Source organism: Pseudomonas kilonensis (assembly GCF_001269885.1).
Classification (GTDB): Bacteria; Pseudomonadota; Gammaproteobacteria; order Pseudomonadales; family Pseudomonadaceae; genus Aquipseudomonas; species Aquipseudomonas kilonensis.
On sequence record NZ_LHVH01000017.1, the window covers coordinates 566,645 to 589,299 of the forward strand.

At 64.2% G+C, this 22,655-nt stretch carries 9 protein-coding genes; 5 read left to right on the forward strand and 4 right to left on the reverse strand.

Features of this window, described 5'->3' with window-relative positions; all coding sequences use genetic code 11:
- The 3 genes from atuD to AD662_RS09175 all read right to left on the reverse strand — a co-directional run bounded on the left by atuD (nt 1) and on the right by AD662_RS09175 (nt 4,780).
- On the reverse strand, nt 1-1,158 hold the full coding sequence (gene atuD / locus AD662_RS09165; protein ID WP_053186733.1) for a citronellyl-CoA dehydrogenase: 1,158 nt from the start codon (nt 1,156-1,158) through the stop codon (nt 1-3).
- A 33-nt stretch (nt 1,159-1,191) separates the two neighbouring features.
- The gene (gene atuC, locus AD662_RS09170; protein ID WP_053186736.1) at nt 1,192-2,808 is read right to left on the reverse strand and encodes a geranyl-CoA carboxylase subunit beta; all 1,617 of its coding nucleotides are present in this window, start codon (nt 2,806-2,808) and stop codon (nt 1,192-1,194) included.
- 139 nt (nt 2,809-2,947) lie between these two features.
- On the reverse strand, nt 2,948-4,780 hold the full coding sequence (locus tag AD662_RS09175; protein WP_053186739.1) for an acyclic terpene utilization AtuA family protein: 1,833 nt from the start codon (nt 4,778-4,780) through the stop codon (nt 2,948-2,950).
- Between the two features lie 180 nt (nt 4,781-4,960).
- Here AD662_RS09175 and AD662_RS09180 point away from each other — a divergent pair, with 180 nt between their 5' ends.
- The 3 genes from AD662_RS09180 (at nt 4,961) to AD662_RS09190 (ending at nt 7,563) form a co-directional block, all read left to right on the forward strand.
- Nucleotides 4,961-5,587, forward strand: a complete 627-nt coding sequence (locus AD662_RS09180) for a TetR/AcrR family transcriptional regulator (protein WP_046063788.1) — start codon at nt 4,961-4,963, stop codon at nt 5,585-5,587.
- Nucleotides 5,588-5,702: 115 nt separating this feature from the next.
- Nucleotides 5,703-6,479 (forward strand): substrate-binding periplasmic protein, encoded by a 777-nt coding sequence (locus tag AD662_RS09185; RefSeq protein ID WP_018603198.1) that lies wholly within the window; start codon nt 5,703-5,705, stop codon nt 6,477-6,479.
- Between the two features lie 70 nt (nt 6,480-6,549).
- Nucleotides 6,550-7,563 carry a GNAT family N-acetyltransferase gene (locus AD662_RS09190; protein WP_053186742.1) on the forward strand — a complete coding sequence of 338 codons (1,014 nt, stop codon included), beginning with the start codon at nt 6,550-6,552 and terminating at the stop codon, nt 7,561-7,563.
- Between the two features lie 146 nt (nt 7,564-7,709).
- Here the strand turns inward: AD662_RS09190 and AD662_RS09195 are convergent, their stop codons facing one another.
- On the reverse strand, nt 7,710-8,258 hold the full coding sequence (locus tag AD662_RS09195; protein ID WP_024619408.1) for an RNA polymerase factor sigma-70: 549 nt from the start codon (nt 8,256-8,258) through the stop codon (nt 7,710-7,712).
- Nucleotides 8,259-8,527: 269 nt separating this feature from the next.
- Here AD662_RS09195 and AD662_RS09200 point away from each other — a divergent pair, with 269 nt between their 5' ends.
- Both AD662_RS09200 and AD662_RS09205 read left to right on the forward strand, forming a co-directional pair.
- Complete coding sequence (locus tag AD662_RS09200) at nt 8,528-21,514, forward strand: non-ribosomal peptide synthetase (RefSeq protein WP_053186745.1); 12,987 nt, start codon at nt 8,528-8,530, stop codon at nt 21,512-21,514.
- 216 nt (nt 21,515-21,730) lie between these two features.
- Nucleotides 21,731-22,537, forward strand: coding sequence for an alpha/beta fold hydrolase (locus tag AD662_RS09205; protein WP_018610233.1), 807 nt, complete (start codon nt 21,731-21,733; stop codon nt 22,535-22,537).
- The last annotated feature ends 118 nt before the right edge of the window (nt 22,538-22,655 follow it).

Genomic DNA, 22,655 nt, shown 5'->3' on the forward strand with positions numbered 1-22,655 from the left:
TCAGTTGTGCTTCCCCGGCAAAATCCCCATGAGCTTGCAGATGATGCCCAGCATGATCTCGTCCGCACCGGCACCGATGGACACCAGCCGCACGTCGCGATAGGCCCGGGCGACCGGGTTGTCCCACATGAAGCCCATGCCGCCCCAGTACTGCAGGCAACTGTCGGTGGTTTCCCGGGCCAGGCGTCCGGCCTTGAGCTTGGCCATCGACGCCAGCCGCGTGACGTCCTGGCCGTTGATGTACTGCTCGGTGGCCTGGTAGACCAGCGCCCGCAGGCATTCGATCTCGCTGGCCAGTTCCGCCAGGCGAAAGTGGATCACCTGGTTGTCGATCAGGGCCGCGCCGAAAGTCTTGCGTTCCTTGCAGTACGCGATGGTGCTGTCGATGCAATGCTCCAGGCCCTTGAGCATGTTGGCCGCGCCGAACAGGCGTTCTTCCTGGAACTGCAGCATCTGCATCATGAACCCGGCGCCCTCCTGGCCGATGCGATTGCGTTGTGGCACTCGCACGTCGTCGAAAAACACCTGGGCGGTTTCCGAGCTGCGCATGCCGAGTTTGTCCAGGTGCTGGCCGAGGCTGATGCCGGGGCTGTGCATCGGCACCATGATCAGCGATTTGTTGACGTGGGGCTTGTCGTCCGAGGTGTTGGCCAGCAGGCAAATGAAATCGGCGCTGGGTGCATTGGTGATCCACATCTTGCTGCCGTTGATGACGTAGTCGTCGCCGTCCTTGCGCGCCGTGGTCTTGAGCCCGGCGACGTCGGAGCCGGCGCCGACCTCCGAGACGCCGATGCAGCCCACCTGTTCGCCGCGTATGGCCGGGCGCAGGAACGCTTCACGCAACTCATCGGAGCCGAAACGGGCCAGGGCCGGGGTGCACATGTCGGTCTGGACGCCGATGGACATGGGCACGCCGCCGCAATGAATGGTGCCAAATTCCTCGGCCGCGACGATCGAATAGCTGTAGTCCAGGCCCATGCCGCCGAAGGCAGCTGGTTTGGAAATGCCCAGCAGGCCCAGCTCGCCGGCCTTGCGGAAAACCTCGTGGATGGGAAAACGCCCGGCGTTCTCCCATTCGTCGACGTAAGGGTTGATGTCGTGGTCGACAAACTGGCGAACGGTGCGCCGCAGCGCTTCGTGTTCCTGGGTGAAGATCATGTTTAGTGTTCTCCTGTGAGCCGTGGAGCGTCCTCAGAAACGGGCCACGCCGAAGCTGTTGGCTTGCAGTGGCCGCTGCTCGGCCTGGTGACAGATGTCCAGCAGCAAGCCCAGCAGCGTGCGGGTGTCGCGCGGGTCGATAAGCCCGTCGTCCCACAGGCTGGCGCTGCCGTAGAGGGCGGTGGACTGGCTGTCGAGCTGCTGCGCGGTGGTTTGCTCGAGCAGGTCCAGCATCTTCGGGTCGGGGGTCAGGCCGTTTTTGATCTGCGTGGCCTCGGTGACCATGCGCAGGACCTTGCCGGCCTGGGCACCGCCCATCACCGCCGTATGGCTGTTGGGCCAGGCGAAGATGAAGCGTGGGTCCAGCCCACGGCCGCACATGGCGTAATTGCCGGCGCCGTAGGAGCCGCCCACCACGACGGTCAGCTTGGGCACTCGGGCATTGGCCACCGCCTGAATCATCTTGGCGCCGTGTTTGATCACCCCTTGTCGCTCCGACTCGGTGCCGACCATGAACCCGGTGGTGTTGTGCAAAAACAGCAGCGGCGTACGGCTCTGGTCGCACAACTGGATGAACTGCGCGGCCTTGCTGGCGCCTTGGGGCGTGATCGGTCCGTTGTTGCCGATCAAGCCACAGGCATGTCCGCGAATGTGCAGGTGGCCGCAAATCGTCTGGGCGTCGAACTCGCTTTTGAAGGCCAGGAAATTCGAGCCGTCGGCGATGCGGGCGATGATTTCCTGCACGTCATAGGGTTTCTTCGGGTCGTCGGGGATCAGTCCCAATAATTCTTCGGCAGGGTAGAGCGGCTCCGTCCAGCTCCGTTCGGGCTGCGGCGGCAGTTGTGCATTCCAGGGCAGCAGGCTGAGAATCTCCCGGGCCAGGCGCACGCCGTCGGCGTCGTTCTCGGCCAGGTATTCGGCGGTGCCCGCCACCTGCGCATGCATCTGCGCACCGCCCAGTTCCTCCTCGCTGGCCACTTCGCCGGTCGCCGCCTTGAGCAACGGCGGCCCGGCCAGGAACAGCCGCGCTTTGTCGCGCACCACCACCACGTAATCCGACAAACCCGGCTGATAGGCGCCACCGGCCGTGGCCGAGCCATGCACCACGGTGATCTGCGGCAGGCCCATGGCCGACATGCGCGCCTGGTTGGCGAAGCAGCGCGCGCCTTCGACGAAAATCTGCGCGGCGTAATTGAGATTGGCGCCGCCACTTTCGGCGAGGGTGATGACCGGCAGTTTGTTTTCCATGGCGATCTGTTGCAGGCGCAGAGTCTTGTACAAGCCGCTGGGGGAAATCGTGCCGCCCTTGATTGCGCTGTTGTTGGCCACCACCAACGCCCGCACCCCGGACACGTAGCCGATCCCGGCGATCAGGCCGCCGCCGGCCTGGCTGCCGTCCTTGTCGTCATGGCGTTTGTAGCCGGCCAGGCTCGCCAGCTCGAGGAACGGCGCGCCGGGGTCGAGCAGCAAGTTCAAACGCTGGCGCGGCAACAGTTGGCCGCGCTGGTCGAACTTGCCCTGGGCCTGGGCGGCTTTCTCCAGCACGGCCTGTTCGAGCTGGCGCAAATGTTCGACGCCGGCCAGCATCGCCGCGTGGTTGCGCGTGAAGTCAGCGCTGTGGGGATCAAGGTGCGATTCGATGACTGGCATGCAAACTCCTTTCAAACGGATTAGCGCAAAATCGCCCCCCCTGTAGGAGCTGCCGAAGGCTGCGATCTTTTGATCTTGATTTTTATCTTTCGCTCGCGACTCAATTGTCCGGGACAAGATCGCAGCCTCGTTGCACTCGTCAGCTCCTACGGGTCAGGCATGCATCAGGGCGGTGTGGGGAGGCGTTGACCCGGTCGGCAATGTGTTGCGGCACCGGAATCTGGATTTCCAGCAACTGCTGGGCGAACGCCTTGCCCTGGGGATCGATGCGCAGGCTGGCGACACCGCCGCCGCCGAGGGCATTTTCCAGCAGGAAATTCAAACTGTGGGTGCCCGGCAGGTACCAACGTTCGATCCGGCCCAACCGCGGGTCGAGCACGTGGCTCATCCAGTCGACCATCACCTCCGGCGTCAGCGCTTCGGCGATCCAGGGCAGGTATTCGGGTTCACGGGCGATCACGCCAATGTTGCTGTGGTTGCCCTTGTCGCCGGAGCGCGCCACCGCCAGTTTGACCAGCGGTACGCTGGCATCGGCCCGGCCCTGGGGTTTGGGCACATTCGGGGCGACCGGCAGATCGACGGTGTGCAGCGGTGCGAAAGTGGGCAGGGGGCAAGGGTGACGCTGGCCGTCGAGTTCGATGTCGAGCCGGCAAGTGGCTTTGTCGATCAGGAACGAGAACAGACGAATCAACGGCGACACCGTCGGCCGGCCACCGACCAGCCCCGTCAGCCCCGGCGCCATGCCGGTGGCGGCTTGGGCGATCTCCCTGGAAAACAGCACCAGCGGCTGTTTCTCCGGGTGCCGAACCGCCAGCTTGATCACCACCTCACGGCTGTCCCGGCGCTGGCCGTGCTGGCCGTAAGTGGCTTCGCTGCCCAGCAGTTCGATGTTCACTTCGCTGTAGGGCCGCCAGCCACGCTGGATGAACATCTGCGAGGTCTTGGCGACGATTGCCTGACTGACCCGTTCAGCCTTGGCCACCGCATCAATGCCGGCGATCAGGCAGGTGGCGGTGCAGCGCCAGCCGTCCGGCCAGGTGGCGCTGACCTTGTATTGATCGGTGGGCGGCAAGCCCTTGGCGCCGTGGACGCGCACGGCGTGTTTGCCTTGCTGGATCAACCTGACCTGGCTGAAATCACAGATCACGTCCGGCAACAGATAGCCTTGCGGGTCGCCGATTTCGTAGAGCAACTGCTCGCCGACGGTCAATGGCGTGACCAATCCGCCGCTGCCTTCGGTTTTGGTAACCGTGAACTGGCCGTCGGCGCTGACCTCAACGATGGGAAAGCCGATGTGTTCATAACCCGGGACTTGCTGCCAGTCGGTGAAGTTGCCGCCCGTGCACTGGGCGCCGCACTCGATCAGGTGCCCGGCCAATGCGGCCTGGGCCAATCGGTCGTAATCGTCCCAGGCCCAGCCGAATTCATGCACCAGGGCGGCGCTGACCACGGCGCTGTCCACCACGCGGCCGGTGATCACGACATCGGCCCCCAGGCGCAACGCCTCGACGATGCCGGGCGCGCCGAGGTAGGCGTTGATGGACACGCACGCGGGCGGCAGGGGCTCGCCACTGAACATTTCACGGACGCCCTGGGCGGCGAGCCATTCGAATTGCGGTTGCAGGTCATCGCCCAGCAGCACGGCGATCTTCAACGGCACACCCGCCTGGTCGCAGGCCGCTTGCAGGGCCTTCACACAAGCCTGGGGATTGACCCCGCCGGCGTTGCTGATCACGCGCACCCCATCGTCATGCAAGCGCCGTAGCAGCGGTGTGAGGACCTCGATGAAGTCCGTGGCATAGCCGCTTGAAGAATCCTTCAGCCGCGCTCCCGCCATGATCGACATCGTCACCTCGGCCAGGTAGTCGAATACCAGGTAATCCAGCGCCCCGCCCTCGACCAGTTGCGCCGCCGCAGTACAGGTGTCGCCCCAAAAGGCGCTGGCGCAACCGATTCGGATCGTTTTGGGCATGGCGCTCCCTCCGGCAAAGGTGGCTCGAGACTACCAAGCAAGCGCTTGGTTTGTAAACGGCCGCTGGTTCTTCTGGCCGAGCGCTTGCTTGGTTGCCTCGGTCAGCTTAAATTGCCCGCGCCACTGATGATTTGGTGTGCAATGCTCGCGCGTGGGTTGATCGACTGTAGGAGAGAATGGGTGGACGAGCAAAAAGCCCTGGGCGTGATGCGGGAGCTGGTCGACAACGGGCAACTGACCGACCCGGACAGTGCTCGCGGCAAACTGCTCCAGACCGCCGCCCACCTGTTTCGCAACAAAGGCTTCGAGCGCACCACGGTGCGCGACCTGGCCAGTGCCGTGGGCATCCAGTCAGGCAGCATCTTTCACCATTTCAAGAGCAAGGACGAAATCCTGCGGGCGGTGATGGAAGAAACCATCCGCTACAACACCGCATTGATGCGCGCCGCCCTGGCCGAGGCCGACAGCGTGCGTGAGCGGGTATTGGCGCTGATCCGCTGCGAATTGCAGTCGATCATGGGCGGCACCGGCGAGGCCATGGCGGTGCTGGTCTATGAATGGCGTTCGCTATCGCAGGAAGGGCAGCGGCACGTGCTGGCCCTGCGTGATATTTATGAAGACTTGTGGCTCGAGGTCCTGGGCCAGGCCAAGGAGGCCGGGTATATTCGCGGTGATGTGTTCATTACCCGGCGGTTCCTCACGGGAGCGTTGTCCTGGACCACCACCTGGTTTCGCGCCGAAGGCAGCCTGAGCCTTGATGAGCTGGCCGAGCAAGCCCTGATCCTGGTGCTTGAAGAAAAACAATAATCGAGCAATGCCTTAAATGACCGTGTGGCTGGCTAAGTGGCTGAAACCGCCTAGCTTGATTGTTATTGATGGGACTTTTGGGGAGTGGGTTATCTTGACGTTTTCGCCGATGAGGATGACCTCGCGTCTGCTGCTGGCTGCTCTGGCCGTTTTCCTGGCGTTGCCGACCGAGGCGGCGCAACTGGTGCGGATCGGTGCTGCGCATTTTCCGCCTTATACCGTTCGTCCCGAAAACGGCGCCGACACCGGCCTGCTGCCGCAAATGGTGGAGGCCTTGAACCAGTCGCAAACCGACTACCAGTTCGTATTGGTGCCGACGTCGATCCCGCGCCGCTTCAATGATTTCAAGCAGGGTCGGGTCGACATGGCGATTTTCGAGAACCCCGAGTGGGGCTGGCAAGATGTGCCGCACACCTCGGTGGACATGGGCCTGGAGGATGCGGAAGTCTTCGTCGCCCAGCGCCAGCCGGATCGACAGCAAAGTTATTTCACTGACCTCGGGGGCAAGCGCCTGGCCCTGTTCAGCGGTTATCACTACGCCTTTGCCGAATTCAACGCCGACCCCAAGTTCCTCGCCGGCCAATACAACGCCACGCTGACGTATTCCCACGACAGCAACCTGTTGATGGTGTTGCGAGGACGGGCGGATATCGCCCTGGTGACCCGTTCGTACCTCAACGATTACGTGTTGCGCAATCCGGACGTCGGCCCGCAATTGCTGGTGTCCGAGCGTATCGATCAGGTTTACCACCATTACGCGCTGATCCGGCCACAGGCGCCCATTTCCAGTGAAGCGTTTGCCCAGTTGCTGCAAACGCTGCGGGATAACGGTCAGTTGTTGAAGATTTTCCAGCCCTACCAGATCCAACTGGTGCCCACGCATTCCCATTGAAGGCGACACTAAATTTCCCTCCCCGGCTCACGTCCCACGTTGACTACCGACGAATACGCGAGCCCCTCCCATGTCCAACTTCAATCACCCGACGACGCTGCCCTTGCCCGGCGGCCGTCGCCTCGGCGCCGATGAAACCGAACGCCACCTGAGCCTGATGCTCGAAGGCGCGCCGCTGATCCGGCTGCGCCTTGCGCGCGGTCCCGAGTTGCACGTGCACTTGCAGGAAATCAACGACCGTCCGGTGGGCCCGGCGCTGTGGGCGGCCTGCTATTGGCTGTTTGCTCGCGATCCCGACTGCCAGCGCCTGACCTGGCACCTCGACGAGCACCCCGGCGAAGCCTTGCTCAGCGGTTTGTTGACGGCCACTGAACGTGCCGGTGAATACGTTTGCGAGCGCACGATGTTCTGGCAATTGCCGCAGCCCTGGCTGGGAGTGTCGTTCAACGGCAGTTACCCGCAACACATGATCATCACCAATGGCCAGCGTCATCCACGTCGGCCCATCAAGCCCCGTGGCGAGGTGTACCGGCGTTTCGATGCGCGGCTGGGGGCCTGGGTGTCCTTGCGCACCTTGGAAATCGAGCAGGACCTTACGCGTTTCAACCGCTGGCAGAACAGCCCGCGGGTGGCGAGTTTCTGGCAGGAGGAGGGCAGCCTGGAACAGCATCGCGAGTACCTGGGCAAGCTGCAGGCCGACCCCCGGGTCTTGACCCTGATCGGCTGTTTCGATGACCAGCCGTTCGCTTATTTCGAAGCCTATTGGGCCAAGGAAGATCGGATCGCGCCGTTCTATGATGCCGGCAACTACGATCGCGGCATCCACATGCTGGTGGGTGAAGAGCAACACCGGGGACCGCACAAGGTGGCCAGTTGGCTGTCGGCGCTGGTGCATTACCTGTTCCTGGACGACCCACGCACCCAGCGCGTGGTCGCCGAGCCCCGGGCCGACAATGCCCGGATGATCGGGCACCTGCACAACCAGTGCTTCCATTGTGAAAAGGAATTCGATTTCCCCCACAAGCGCGCGGCGCTGATGATCCTGGGGCGTGAGCGGTTTTTTGATCGGTGTGGGTTGATGTGAGGTTTGGCATGGGGCAGGTGGTGGTTAACAGGCCGCCATCGCGGGCAAGCCTTGCTCCCACAGGCCCCGGGGCTTCATACACTATCTGCCTGCCAGAAAAACCTGTGGGAGCAAGGCTTGCCCGCGATGGGGTCGGAACTGACATATCACCGCCGGGCGAAGGTATCTCCTCGAACCCCCGACACCTTGCGGCAATGCACCAGGGCATCGCGGATCATGAAGTTCACCAGGGTCGGCGAGACGCCCAGTTCCTTGGCGATGTCCTTCTGTGGCACGCCGTGCAGGCGATACATCTCGAAGGCATAGCGGGTGCGGCTGGGCAGTTCGGTCAGCGCGTCGGCGATGTGCTCCAGCGTGGAGAAGTTGATATGGGAGGTTTCTGGCGAAGCACCCTGGATCACCACGTTCAACCCTTCCTCTTCCGGCCCCGAGTATTTCTGTTCCAGCGCCTGCTTGCGGTAGTGGTCGATCGCCAGGTTGCGCACGATCTGGAACAGGTAGCTGAGCTGGGCCTTGAACGAGGAGGTGATCTGCGGTGCCGATTGCAGCCGGAAAAACGCGTCCTGCACCACATCTTCCGCGCGGGAGCGGCAGCCGGTAATGCGCGCCGCGATCTTGACCAGGATCAATCGGTTGTCCACGAATGCCTGGAGTAACGGTGAGTCGCACCTGCTTGTGGATACTTGTTCCGTCATGGAATTCACCTTGCTGCAAAAAGTTAGCAGGACGTCCGGATGCCGGCCCCGTCCTACACATCGAGCGCCAAATTAGGCTTAATGATAATGATTGTCAATTGAGAAGAAGAATTATTGCTTCAATAAAGTCCAGTCTCGGTCCCGCGACCCATTGCCGCGGCGCCTGGCTGCCGGATGCTTCGGTGAGCAGGCGCTCCGACTAATTATTTGCCGCTGCTATCCGTTCCCATGGGTGACAACTTGCAAGCCGAATCCAGGCAGGAAACCCCATGACCGACGCGTTCGAACTCCCCAGCACCCTGGCTCATGCCCTCCAGCGCCGCGCCGCGTTGACGCCGGACCGGGTGGCCCTGCGCTTCCTTGCCGACACCCCGGAGCAGGGTGTGGTGTTGAGTTATCGCGACCTGGACCTGCGCGCCCGGACCATCGCCGCCGCCTTGCAGGCCGAAGCGGCGCTGGGTGATCGCGCCGTGCTGCTGTTCCCCAGCGGCCCGGATTACGTCGCGGCGTTCTTTGGCTGCCTCTACGCCGGGGTGATTGCCGTGCCGGCTTATCCGCCGGAGTCTGCCCGCCGCCATCATCAAGAGCGCTTGCTGTCGATCATTGCCGACGCCGAACCGCGCCTGTTGCTCACCAGTAGCGATCTGTGCGAGCCGTTGCAGGCCATCGAATCGGCACCGCCGGTGTTGTGCGTCGATACCCTCGACCCGGCCCGCGCCGGGCAATGGCGGATGCCGACGCTGCAGGACGATGACATTGCCTTCCTGCAATACACCTCCGGCTCCACCGCGCTGCCCAAGGGCGTGCAGGTCAGCCACGGCAACCTGGTGGCCAACGAATTGCTGATCCGTCATGGCTTCGGCATCGACCTGAACCCCGATGACGTCATCGTCAGCTGGCTGCCGCTGTACCACGACATGGGTCTGATTGGCGGCTTGTTGCAGCCGGTGTTCAGCGGCGTCCCCTGCGTATTGATGTCGCCGGCCTACTTCCTGGCCCGGCCCCTGCGTTGGCTCGAAGCAATCAGCGAATACGGCGGCACCATCAGCGGTGGCCCGGACTTCGCCTATCGGCTGTGCAGCGAACGGGTCAGTGACTCGGCCCGGCAGCGTCTCGACCTGAGCGGCTGGCGCGTGGCCTATTCCGGTTCCGAGCCGATCCGCCTCGACACGCTGGAGCGGTTTGCCGAGAAGTTCGCCGCGTGCGGCTTCACGCCGGACAATTTCATGGCCTCTTACGGCCTGGCCGAAGCGACGCTGTTCGTCGCCGGCACGCCACGCCGCCACGGCATTCCTTCGCTGCGGGTGGATGATGTGGCACTGGCGCAAAACCGTGCCGAGCCGGGGCAGGGCAGTGCGGTGATGAGTTGTGGTGTCAGTCAGCCTGGGCACGCGCTGCTGGTGGTCGAGCCCGCTACGGTGCAGCCGTTGGCCGACAATCAGGTCGGTGAAGTCTGGGCCGCCGGCCCGAGCATCGCCCTGGGTTACTGGCGCAACCCTGAAGCCAGCGCCCAGACCTTTGTCCAGCACGATGGCCGGACCTGGCTGCGTACCGGTGACCTGGGTTTCCTGCGCGGTGGTGAGCTGTTCATCACCGGTCGCCTGAAAGACCTGCTGATCGTGCGCGGGCATAACCTCTATCCCCAGGACATCGAGCAAACCATCGAGCGTGAAGTGGAGGTGGTGCGCAAGGGCCGCGTGGCCGCGTTCGCGGTCAACGATAACGGCGAGGAAGGCATCGGCATCGCTGCGGAAATCAGCCGCAGCGTGCAGAAAATCCTCCCGCCCGAAGCCTTGATCAAAGCCATTCGCCAGGCCGTGGCCGAGGCCTGCCAGCAAGCCCCGAGCGTGGTGGTGCTGCTCAATCCCGGCGCGTTGCCCAAGACCTCCAGCGGCAAGTTGCAGCGCTCGGCCTGCCGCAGTCGATTGGCCGACGGCAGCTTGGACAGTTATGCACAGTTCCCGTCAGCCGAGGTAGAAGGCGCTGATGAGTCGGCGCCGTCCTCCGAGCTGCAAACGCTCATCGGCCAAATCTGGCAGGAGCAGTTGCAGGTCGAACACGTCCAGGCTGACGATCATTTCTTCCTGCTGGGCGGTAACTCCATCGCCGCCACTCAGGTGATCGCAAAGCTACGGGAAACCCTGGGGCTGGAGTTGAACCTGCGCCTGCTGTTCGAAGCCCCGACCCTGGTTGCGTTCGCCACAGCGGTGGCGAACCAGCAACAGGACGGCGGCCAGCCTCAAGGCGCGATCAGCGCATTGTCGCGCGACGATGCGTTGCCGCAATCCCTGGCCCAGAACCGTTTGTGGATCACCTGGCAGCTCGATCCGGCGAGCCATGCCTACAATATTCCCGGCGCCTTGCACCTGCGCGGCGAGCTGGACGAAGACGCGTTGCGCGCCAGTTTCCAGCAATTGATCGAGCGTCATGAGTCCCTGCGCACGCGGTTCCTGGAGCGGGATGGCGTGGCCCTGCAACAGGTCGATCCGGCCGGTGAATTCAAGCTGCATGTCATCGATCTCGGCGACCTGCCTGCCGACTTGCGCGAAGCCCGGGCGCGGCAGGTTCGAGAAGACGAAGCGGTCACGCCGTTCGATCTGGAGAAGGGGCCGCTGCTGCGGGTTAGCCTGTTGCGTCTCGACGAGGATGACCATCAGCTGCTGGTGACCCTGCACCACATCATCGCCGACGGCTGGTCGATGAACGTGTTGGTCGAAGAGTTTTCCCGGCTGTACGCCGCTGCATCCCAAGGCCAGGTCGCCGGTCTGGCGCCGTTGCCCTTGCAATACGCCGATTACGGCAGTTGGCAGCGCCAGTGGCTCGCCCAAGGCGAAGCCGAGCACCAACTGAGCTATTGGAAGCAGCAACTGGGCGCGGAACAATCGGCCCTGGTGCTGGGCACGGATCACCCACGCAGCGCTCAACGCCAGCGCAGTGCCGCGCGGCATAGCCTGCGCCTGGACAAGGGTCTCGGCGAGGCCCTGCGCCACGTGGCCCAGGCCCATGACGCGACACCGTTCATGCTGTTGCTGGCAGCCTTCCAGGCGCTGTTGCAGCGTTACACCGGCCAATCCGACATCCGCATTGGCGTGCCCAACGCCAACCGTCCGCGCCTGGAAACCCAGGGCTTGATCGGCTTCTTCATCAACACCCAGGTGCTGCGCGGGCAGGTCGATTCACGTCAGCCATTCGCTGCGCTGCTGGCCCAGGCCCGGGAAGCCACGCTCGGTGCCCAGGCTCACCAGGACCTGCCGTTCGAACAATTGCTCGAAGCGTTTCCCGAGGCGCGCGAGCAAGGCCTGTTCCAAGTGATGTTCAACCACCAGCAGCGTGACTTGAGTGCCTTGCGGCGCCTGCCGGGGTTGCTGGCCGAGGAGTTGCCGTGGCACAGCCGTGAAGCCAAGTTCGACCTGCAACTGCACAGCGAAGAAGATCGCAACGGCCGTTTGACGCTGTCGTTCGACTACGCCGACGAACTGTTCGAGGCGGCGACCATTGAGCGGCTGGCAGCGCATTACTGCAACCTGTTGCGGGCGGTCTGTACCGATCCGCAACAAGCCATCGGCGATGTGCCGTTATTGGCCGCCGATGAACACCGCCAACAGCAGCGATGGAGCGCGGCCCCGTGCGCGCCGGCCAGCCAATGGCTGCCGGAGCTGTTGAACGAACAGGCCCGCTGCACGCCGCAACGCACTGCGTTGCGCTGGGACGGTGGTCAACTCGACTATGCGGAGCTGCACACCCAGGCCAATCGCCTGGCCCATTACCTGCGGGACAAGGGCGTTGGCCCGGACGTGTGCGTGGCGATTGCCGCCGATCGTTCGCCGCAGTTGCTCATCGGTGTGCTGGCCATCATCAAGGCCGGCGGTGCCTATGTGCCGCTGGATGCGGACTACCCGGCCGAACGCCTGGCCTACATGCTCCACGACAGTGGCGTCGACTTGCTGCTGACCCAAACCGCGCTGCTGGAGCGTTTGCCGGCGTGCGACGGCGTCAGTGTCATCGCCATGGACGCCCTGCACCTGGAGCAATGGCCAAGCAATCCGCCGGGCCTGCACTTGCACGGCGACCACCTGGCCTACGTGATCTACACCTCCGGCTCCACCGGTCAGCCCAAAGGCGTCGGCAACACCCACGCGGCCCTGGCCGAGCGCCTGCAATGGATGCAAGCGACCTACGGGCTGGATGCCAGCGATGTGCTGATGCAAAAAGCGCCGATCAGTTTTGACGTGTCGGTCTGGGAGTGCTTCTGGCCACTGATCACCGGCAGCCAACTGGTACTGGCTGGCCCCGGAGAGCACCGTGACCCACACCGCATCGCCCAGTTGGTGCAGCAGTTTGGCGTGACCACGCTGCACTTCGTGCCGCCGTTGCTCAGCCTGTTTGTCGATGAGCCACTGAGCGCGCGCTGCAACAGCCTGCGTCGGTTGTTCTCCGGCGGTGAAGCCTTGCCCGCCGAACTGCGCAACCGGGTGTTGGCGCAACTGCCGGCGGTGCAATTGCACAACCGCTACGGCCCGACCGAAACCGCGATCAACGTCACCCATTGGCATTGCACCGAGGCCGATGGCGAGCGCTCGCCGATCGGCCGTCCCCTGGGCAACGTCCTGTGCCGGATACTCGACAGCGAGCTCAATCCCGTGCCGGCCGGTGTGCCGGGCGAGCTGTGCATCGGCGGCCTGGGCCTGGCCCGGGGTTACCTCGGCCGTCCGGGCCTGAGCGCCGAGCGTTTCGTCGCCGACCCATTGGGGCCGGCCGGTGCGCGGTTGTACCGCACCGGCGACCGCGCGCGTTGGAACGCCGACGGCGTGATCGAGTACCTCGGCCGCCTCGACCAGCAGGTCAAGCTGCGCGGTTTCCGGGTCGAGCCGCAGGAAGTCGAAGCGCGCCTATTGGCCCAGGACGGCGTCGCCCAAGTGGCAGTGCTGGTGCGCGACACCTCGGCCGGCCCGCAGTTGATCGGCTATTACACCGCCTCGACTGTCGCTCAGGACCAGGACGCGTTGAACATTCGACTCAAAACCGCCCTGGCCGCCGAGCTGCCCGACTACATGGTGCCCACCCAACTGCTGCGCCTGGACACCATGCCCCTGGGCCCGAGCGGCAAGCTCGACCGCCGCGCCTTGCCCGAACCGCAGTGGCAGGTGCGCGAGCACGTCGAGCCGGCCAGTGCCCTGGAGCAGCAAATCGCCGGCATCTGGCGCGACGTGCTGGGCCTTGTGTGCATCGGCCTGCGGGACGATTTCTTTGCCCTCGGCGGCCATTCGCTGCTGGCGACCCAGATCATTTCCCGCACCCGCCAAACCTGTGACGTCGAACTACCGCTGCGCACTTTGTTCGAAGCCAGTGAGCTGGGAGCCTTCGCTGAACAAGTGCGCTTGATCCAGGTCAGCGGCCAGACCAACCGCCAGCCGCCCATCGAGAAGGTCGACCGCAGCCAACCGGTGCCGCTGTCCTATTCCCAGCAGCGCATGTGGTTCCTCTGGCAGATGGAGCCGGACAGCCCGGCCTACAACGTCGGTGGCATGGCGCGCTTGCGCGGGGTGCTGGATGTCGGGCGCTTCGAGGCGGCCTTGCAGGCGTTGATCCTGCGCCACGAAACCCTGCGCACCACGTTCCCGAGCGTCGACGGCGTGGCCCGCCAGCAGGTGCACGGCGAGACGGGCCTGTGCATGGACTGGAAGGACTTCTCGAGGCTGGCCGCCGACATTCGCCAGCAGCGGGTGCAACAACTGGCCGACAGTGAGGCCCACCGGCCCTTCGACCTGGAAACCGGGCCGCTGCTGCGGGCCTGTCTGGTCAAGACCGCCGAGCATGAGCATTACTTTGTCCTGACGTTGCACCACATCGTCACTGAAGGCTGGGCGATGGACATTTTCGCCCGTGAACTGAGCGCGCTGTACGAAGCCTTTATCGACGATCGTGAGTCCCCGCTGGAACCGTTGCCGGTGCAGTACCTGGACTACAGCGTCTGGCAGCGCCAATGGCTGGAGTCCGGCGAGCGTCAGCGGCAACTCGACTATTGGACCGCGCAACTGGGCCGCGAACATCCGTTGCTGGAACTGCCCGGTGACCGTCCGCGTCCATCGGTGCAAAGTCATCGCGGTGAATTGTTCCGTTTCGACCTCAGCGATGATTTGGCGGCGCGGGTCCGTGCCTTCAACGCGCAACAGGGCCTGACCCTGTTCATGACCATGACCGCCGCCCTGGCCGTGCTGCTCTATCGCTACAGCGGCCAGACTGACTTGCGCATCGGCGCGCCGGTGGCGAACCGCATCCGTCCGGAAAGCGAAGGGCTGATCGGCGCGTTCCTCAACACCCAGGTGTTGCGTTGCCAGCTCGACGGGCAGATGTCGGTGGGCGAACTGTTCGAACAGGTGCGCCACACCGTCATCGAAGGCCAGTCCCATCAGGATTTGCCGTTCGATCATCTGGTGGAAGTCCTGCAACCACCGCGCAGTGCGGCCTACAACCCGCTGTTCCAGGTGATGTGCAACGTGCAGCGCTGGGAGTTCCAGCAGAGCCGCACGCTGGCCGGCATGACGGTGGAATACCTGGTCAACGACGCCCGGGCCACCAAGTTCGACCTTAACCTGGAAGTCACCGACCTGGACCAGCGCCTGGGTTGCTGCCTGACCTACAGCACCGACCTATTCGACGAACCGCGCATCGCGCGCATGGCTGGGCACTGGCGCAATCTGTTGGAAGCGTTGCTGGTCGATCCGGCCCGACGCCTGAGTGAACTGCCGTTGCTGGACACCCGCGAGCAGCAACAGTTGCTCGACAGCCTGGGCGTCGAGCCCGGTGAGCATCGCCTGGACCAATGCCTCCACGCACTGTTCGACGAACAGGCCCAGACGCGTCCCGCCGCACCGGCGCTGACGTTCGCCGGGCAGACCCTGACGTATGCGCAACTGGACAGCCGCGCCAATCGCCTGGCCTGGATGCTGCGCGAGCGAGGCGTCGGGCCGCAGGTGCGGGTGGGCCTGGCCCTGGAGCGCTCGCTGGAAATGGTCATCGGCCTGCTGGCGATCCTCAAGGCCGGCGGCGCCTACGTGCCGCTGGACCCGGAATACCCGCTGGACCGCTTGAACTACATGATCGAAGACAGTGGCATCAGCCTGCTGCTCAGTGACCGGGCGATGTTCCAGGCCCTCGGTGCGTTACCCGAGGGCGTGGGCTGCTGGTGCCTGGAAGATGATTCGGCGGCCCTGGCCCAATACCCGGATCAGCCGCTGCCGCTGATCAACCTGCCGCAACACCAGGCGTACCTGATCTACACCTCCGGCTCCACCGGCAAGCCCAAGGGTGTGGTGGTGTCCCACGGTGAAATCGCCATGCATTGCCAGGCGGTGATCCAGCGTTTCGGCATGCGCCCGGACGATTGCGAGCTGCATTTCTATTCCATCAACTTCGATGCGGCCACCGAACGTCTGCTGGTGCCGTTGCTCAGTGGCGCCCACGTGGTGCTGCGGGCCCAGGGCCAATGGGACGCCGAGGAAATCTGCGGGCTGATTCGCCAGCATCGCATCAACATCCTTGGCTTCACCCCCAGCTACGGCAGCCAGTTGGCGCAGTGGTTGGCGACCCAGGGCCAGACCCTGCCGGTACGCATGTGCATCACTGGCGGCGAGGCCCTGACGGGCGAACATTTGCAGCGCATTCGCGCGGCGTTCAGCCCGAGCCTGTTCTTCAACGCCTATGGTCCGACCGAAACCGTGGTCATGCCGTTGGCGAGCCTGGCTCCGGAGCGACTGGAAGAGGGCGCGGCCAGTGTGCCGATAGGCAGCGTGATTGGCGCCCGCGTGGCGTACATCCTCGACGCCGACCTGGCGTTGGTGCCCCAAGGTGCCACAGGTGAGTTGTATGTGGGCGGCGCCGGTCTGGCCCAGGGGTATCACCAGCGTCCGGGCATGACCGCCGAGCGTTTCGTCGCCGACCCGTTCGCCAGCGAGGGCGGACGCCTCTATCGCACCGGCGACCTGGTGCGCCAGCGTGCCGACGGTCTGGTGGAATACCTGGGGCGGATCGACCATCAGGTGAAAATCCGCGGCTTCCGCATCGAACTGGGAGAAATCGAAACCCGCCTGCTGGAACATGACGCGGTGCGCGAGGCCGTGGTACTGGCCCTCGACACGCCGGGGGGCAAGCAACTGGCCGGCTACCTGGTGACCGCTGTCGCCGAACAGGACACCGAACAACAAACGGCCCTGCGCGAAGCCTTGAAAAACCACCTCAAGGCACAGTTGCCGGACTACATGGTGCCCACGCACCTGATCCTGCTGGCGAGCATGCCGCTGACCGCCAACGGCAAGCTCGACCGCCGCGCCTTGCCGCTGCCCGACCCTGAACTCAATCGCCAACACTACGTGGCGCCGAGCAATGCCCTGGAGCAGACCCTGGCGGCGATCTGGTGCGAGGTGCTGAACGTCGGGCAAGTGGGTCTTAACGATAACTTCTTCGAGCTGGGCGGCGATTCGATCCTGTCTATCCAGGTGGTCAGCCGCGCCCGGCAGCGGGGCATTCATTTCACCCCCCGGGACTTGTTCCAGCACCAGACCGTGCAGACCTTGGCCGCGGTTGCCACGCGCAGCCAGCAGGTGCTTGCCGAGCAGGGCCTGTTGCAGGGTGAGTCCGGGCTGACGCCGATCCAGCACTGGTTCTTCGAGCGCCAGATCCCCAACCAGCACCACTGGAACCAGGCGCTGGTGCTGACGCCGACCACGGCCCTGGCGCCGCAACTGCTGGAACAGGCACTGCGCAGCGTCTTCCAGCACCACGATGCCTTGCGCCTGGGCTTCGACGAAACCGCCGGGCACTGGCGGGCCGAGCACCTGCCGTTGTCTGACGCGGCGCTGTTGCGGCACGTGTCCGTGGACACCGGGCAGGATTGCGAAGCGTTGTTTGCCGAAACGCAGAGCCGTTTCAATCTATCAACCGGGCCATTGCTGCGCGCAGTGCTGGCGCAGTTACCCGATGGCCAGCAACGGTTGCTGATCGTCATCCATCACCTGGTGGTCGACGGTGTGTCGTGGCGGGTGCTGATGGACGATCTGCAAACCGTCTACCGCCAGCTCACCACCGGGCAGGAAATACAACTGCCGGCCAAGACCAGCCCATTGCGGGACTGGGCCGCGCGCTTGCAGTCTTACGCCGGCAGCGAATCCCTGCGCGAAGAACTGGTGTGGTGGCAAGCGCAGTTGAGTGGCGCGCAGGTGCGGCTGCCGTGCGCGAATCCCGAGGGCGGGCTGCAGGAACGTCATGCTGAAACTGTCAGCGTGCGCCTGGACGCCGAGCGCACCCGGCAACTGTTGCAACAGGCGCCGAGCGCCTACCGCACCCAGGTCAACGACCTGCTGCTCACGGCGCTAGCCCGGGTACTGTGCCGTTGGAGCGGCCATGCCTCGGCTTTGGTCCAGCTTGAAGGCCACGGCCGCGAAGCGCTGTTCGACGACATCGATCTGACCCGCACCGTCGGCTGGTTCACCAGCGTCTATCCCGTGCGCCTGAGCCCAGCGGCCGAAGGCTTTGGTGCGTCGATCAAGGCGATCAAGGAACAACTGCGCGCGGTGCCCCACAAAGGCCTCGGCCATGGCGTATTGCGCTACCTGGCCGACGCGACGACTCGCCAGGCAATGGCCAACCTGCCGCACGCGGCGATCACCTTCAACTACCTGGGCCAACTCGACCAGACCCTCGGTCAGGATGCGCTGTTCCAGCCGCTGGATGCGCCGTTGGGGGCGATCCACGACCCCGAGGCGCCGCTGCCCAATGAGCTGAGTGTCGACAGCCAGGTCAGCGGTGGCGAGTTGGTGCTGCGCTGGACGTTCAGCCGTGAACGTCATGATCGTCAGGCTATCGCCACCCTGGCCGAGGCCTACCTCGATGAGTTGCAACGCCTGATCGAGCACTGCCTGACGGACGAGGCGGGCGGCCTGACGCCATCGGACTTCCCCCTGGCGAAGCTGACCCAGGGCCAGCTCGATAGCCTGCCGGTGCCGGCCGGGCAGATCGAAGACGTCTACCCGCTGACGCCGATGCAGGAAGGCATGCTGTTGCACACCTTGCTGGAACCGGGCACGGGCCTGTACTACATGCAGGATCGCTATCGCATCAACAGCGAACTGGACCCGCAGCGTTTTGCCCAGGCCTGGCAAGCGGTTATCGCCCGCCACGAAGCCTTACGCGCATCGTTCTGCTGGAACGTTGGCGAAGACATGCTGCAAATCATCCACAAGCCCGGCAGCACGCCGGTGGATTATCTCGACTGGTCCGAGGTGCCCGAAGACGCCCAGGAAGCCAAGCTCCAGGCCCTGCTCAAGGACGAGCGCGAGGCCGGTTTCGATCTGTTGAACCAGGCGCCGTTCCACCTGCGGCTGATTCGGGTCGGCGCGGCGCGCTACTGGTTCATGATGAGCAACCACCACATCCTCATTGATGCCTGGTGCCGTTCGCTGCTGATGGACGACTTCTTCGAGATTTACACCGCCCTGGGTGAAAACCGCGAACCGCAGTTGGCCGTGCCACCGCGTTATCGCGACTACATCGGCTGGCTGCAGCACCAGAGCCTGGCCGAAGCCCGCCAGTGGTGGCAGCGCAACCTGCAAGGCTTCGAGCGGACCACCCCGATCCCTGGCGACCGACCGTTCCTGCGCGAGCACGCCGGTGACAGTGGCGGCATGATCGTCGGCGACTGCTACACCCGTCTCGATGCCCGGGACGGTGCGCGGCTGCGGGAGCTGGCACAGGCTCATCAACTGACGGTCAACACGTTCGCCCAGGCGGCGTGGGCCCTGGTGCTGCGGCGGGTCAGCGGCGACCGCGACGTGCTGTTCGGCGTCACCGTGGCCGGGCGCCCGGTGGAGCTGCCGCAGATGCAACGCACCGTGGGGCTGTTCATCAACAGCATCGCCTTGCGCGTGCAGATGCCTGAGGACCATCAGCGTTGCAGCGTGCGCCAGTGGCTCAGCGATTTGCTGGACCGCAACATGCAACTGCGCGAGTACGAATACCTGCCGCTGGTGAGCATCCAGGAGGTCAGCGAACTGCCCAAGGGCCAGCCGCTGTTCGACAGTTTGTTCGTGTTCGAGAACGCGCCGGTGGAGGTCTCGGTGCTGGACCGCGCCCAAAGCCTCAACGCCACTTCGGATTCGGGCCGGACCCACACCAACTTCCCGCTGACGGCGGTCTGCTACCCGGGGGATGACCTGGGGCTGCACCTTTCGTACGACCAGCGCTACTTCGATGAAAGCACCGTCCAGGGGCTGCTGGGTGAGTTCAAGCGGTTGCTGCTGGCGCTGATGGAGGGCTTGCACGGCGACATGAGCGAGTTGCCGCTGATCGGTGCTCAAGAACAGGATTTCCTCATCGAAGGCTGCAACCAGAGCGAGCATGCCTATCCGCTGGAACAGAGCTACGTCGAGCTGTTCGAGGCGCGGGTCGCGACCCATCCGCACCGCCCTGCGGTCAGTTGCCTGGACGCCAGCTACAACTACGCCGAGTTGAATGCGCGCAGCAACCGCCTCGGCCACGCCCTGATCGCTGCCGGTGTCGGCCTGGATCAGCCCGTGGCGCTGCTGGCCGAACGGGATGCCGAGTTGCTGGGCATGATCATCGGCAGCTTCAAGGCCGGCGCCGGCTACCTGCCGCTGGACCCCGGCCTGCCGAGCCAGCGCCTGAGCCGCATCATCGAATTGAGTCGCACGCCGTTGCTGGTTTGCACCCAGGCCTGCGAGGCTCAGGCGCAGGCGTTGCTGGACGAGTTCGCCTGTTCCGGGCGACCGAAACTGCTGGTGTGGGAAACCGTCCAGGCCAGCGACTTTTCACCGCAAGACCCAGGTGTCTACAGCGGGCCGGATAACCTCGCCTACGTGATCTACACCTCCGGCTCCACCGGCCTGCCCAAAGGCGTGATGGTGGAGCAGCGAGGCATGCTCAATAACCAACTGAGCAAAGTGCCGTACCTGGCGCTGAGCGAGGCGGATGTGATCGCCCAGACCGCTTCGCAGAGCTTCGATATTTCGGTCTGGCAGTTCCTGGCCGCGCCGTTGTTCGGTGCCCGGGTCGACATCGTGCCCAACGCCATTGCCCACGACCCGCAAGGGCTGCTGGAGCATGTACAGCAGCAGGGCATTAGTGTGCTGGAAAGCGTGCCGTCGCTGATCCAGGGCATGCTTGCCCAGGAACGCATCGGTCTGCAGGGTTTGCGCTGGATGCTGCCCACCGGCGAAGCGATGCCACCGGAACTGGCCCACCAGTGGTTGTTGCGTTACCCGGACATCGGCCTGGTCAACGCCTACGGCCCGGCGGAATGCTCCGACGACGTGGCGTTCTTCCGGGTCGACCTGGCCTCGACCCGTGGTACGTATCTGCCGATTGGCACGCCCACCGACAACAATCGTCTGTACCTGCTCGACGGCGCGCTGGACCTGGTGCCGCTGGGCGCGGTGGGTGAGTTGTGCGTGGCGGGCACCGGGGTCGGGCGTGGTTATGTCAGCGATCCGTTGCGCACCGCCCCGGTCTTTGTGCCGAATCCGTTCGGTGCGCCGGGGGAGCGGCTGTACCGTACCGGCGACCTGGCGCGGCGGCGCAGCGACGGGGTGTTGGAGTACGTCGGGCGCATCGACCATCAGGTGAAGATCCGCGGCTACCGCATCGAACTGGGGGAAATCGAAGCGCGCTTGCATGAACAGCCAGAAGTGCGCGACGGGGCAGTGGGCGTGCAGGAGGGCGCCAATGGCAAGCATCTGGTGGGCTACCTCGTCGCCACTGACTCGGCACTGAAACCCGCCGAGCGCCTGGAGCGCATCAAGCAGCGCCTGCGGGCCGAACTGCCGGAATACATGGTGCCGCTGCACTGGCTGTGGCTCGAGCGCCTGCCCCTCAACGCCAACGGCAAGCTCGATCGCAAGGCCTTGCCGGCCCTGGAGATCGGCCAGTTGCAAAGCCAGGACTACCAAGCCCCCGGCAATGAACTGGAGCAGGCCCTGGCAGACATCTGGGCCCAGGTGCTGAAAGTCGAGCGGGTGGGGGTGCGGGACAACTTCTTCGAATTGGGCGGGCATTCCTTGCTCGCGACGCAGATCGCCTCGCGGGTGCAAAAGGCCCTGCAACGCAACGTACCGCTGCGGGCGATGTTCGAATGCAGCACGGTGCAGGAACTGGCCGACTACATCGATGGGCTGGCGGCCAGCGAGATCACTGAGGAGAAGGTGGATCGGTTGAATGATTTGATGGCGGAGTTGGAAGGGATGTAGTTCTGCGGCGTCTATGAGTACCTCATCGCGGGCAAGCCTTGCTCCCACAGGGATCAGCGGCGAACAGAGTATTTGTGTTCGAGCTTCAACCCTGTGGGAGCAAGGCTTGCCCGCGATGGGGGCAGCACAGGCACTGCTGGCTCAAAGGTTGACTGCTCAGCTTGCACAGCTCAGTCTCCCCAAGGCTTTTTCCAGACTCAAACAAGGAGGTCACCCATGCCCTTTTCAATCATTGACGGACAGCCGCTCCATTACCTGGACCAAGGCCAGGGCCCGGTGGTGCTGCTGGGCAGCAGCTATCTGTGGGACCACACCATGTGGACGCCGCAGATCGAGGTGTTGTCCCAGCATTATCGAGTCATCGCCCTGGACTTGTGGGGGCACGGCCAGTCCGGGCGTTTGCCTGAGGGCATGACCTCCCTGGACGACCTGGCTCGCCAGGCGTTGACGTTGATGGATCACCTGGACATCGACTGCTTCAATCTGGTCGGGCTTTCGGTGGGCGGGATGTGGGGCGCTCGGTTGGCGCTGGCGGCGCCTGAACGCGTGCAATCGCTGGTGTTGATGGACACCTACGTCGGCGTCGAGCCGGAACCGACTCGCCAGTATTACTTCTCGCTGTTCGACAAGATCGAAGCCAGCGGCAGCATTCCCGAACCCTTGCTGGATATCATCGTGCCGATCTTTTTCCGGCCGGGGATCGACCCGCATTCGGCGCTCTACCAGCAGTTGCGGGCCACACTGGCCGCGCTGCCGACCGATCGCCTGCGCGACAGCATCGTGCCGCTGGGGCGGATCATTTTCGGTCGGGACAGCATCCTGCCGCGCCTGCATGAACTGGACGCCAAGCGCACGACGGTGATGTTTGGCGACCAGGACAAACCGCGGCCGCCGTCCGAGTCGCTGGAGATGGCCGAGTTGATCGGTTGCTCCCATGTGTCGATTCCGGAGGCGGGGCATATCTCCAATCTGGAGAACCCGGAATTCGTGAATCGGATGTTGCTGGGACTCTTGCGTCGCTGATCCACCGCTATCGCGAGCAGGCTCGCTCCCACAGGGGACTTGTGATCGACGCAGATCCAATGTGGGAGCGAGCTTGCTCGCGATAGCGGTGTGTCTGTCACATCAATGCTGACTGATC

Excerpts from the sequence above, each read along its gene's own strand:
- AD662_RS09195 (WP_024619408.1), bottom strand. The coding sequence starts at position 8,258 with ATGACGGAACAAGTATCCACAAGCAGGTGCGACTCACCGTTACTCCAG.
- atuD (WP_053186733.1), bottom strand. The coding sequence starts at position 1,158 with ATGATCTTCACCCAGGAACACGAAGCGCTGCGGCGCACCGTTCGCCAG.
- atuC (WP_053186736.1), bottom strand. The coding sequence starts at position 2,808 with ATGCCAGTCATCGAATCGCACCTTGATCCCCACAGCGCTGACTTCACG.
- AD662_RS09185 (WP_018603198.1), top strand. The coding sequence starts at position 5,703 with ATGACCTCGCGTCTGCTGCTGGCTGCTCTGGCCGTTTTCCTGGCGTTG.
- AD662_RS09200 (WP_053186745.1), top strand. The coding sequence starts at position 8,528 with ATGACCGACGCGTTCGAACTCCCCAGCACCCTGGCTCATGCCCTCCAG.
- AD662_RS09190 (WP_053186742.1), top strand. The coding sequence starts at position 6,550 with ATGTCCAACTTCAATCACCCGACGACGCTGCCCTTGCCCGGCGGCCGT.
- AD662_RS09205 (WP_018610233.1), top strand. The coding sequence starts at position 21,731 with ATGCCCTTTTCAATCATTGACGGACAGCCGCTCCATTACCTGGACCAA.
- AD662_RS09175 (WP_053186739.1), bottom strand. The coding sequence starts at position 4,780 with ATGCCCAAAACGATCCGAATCGGTTGCGCCAGCGCCTTTTGGGGCGAC.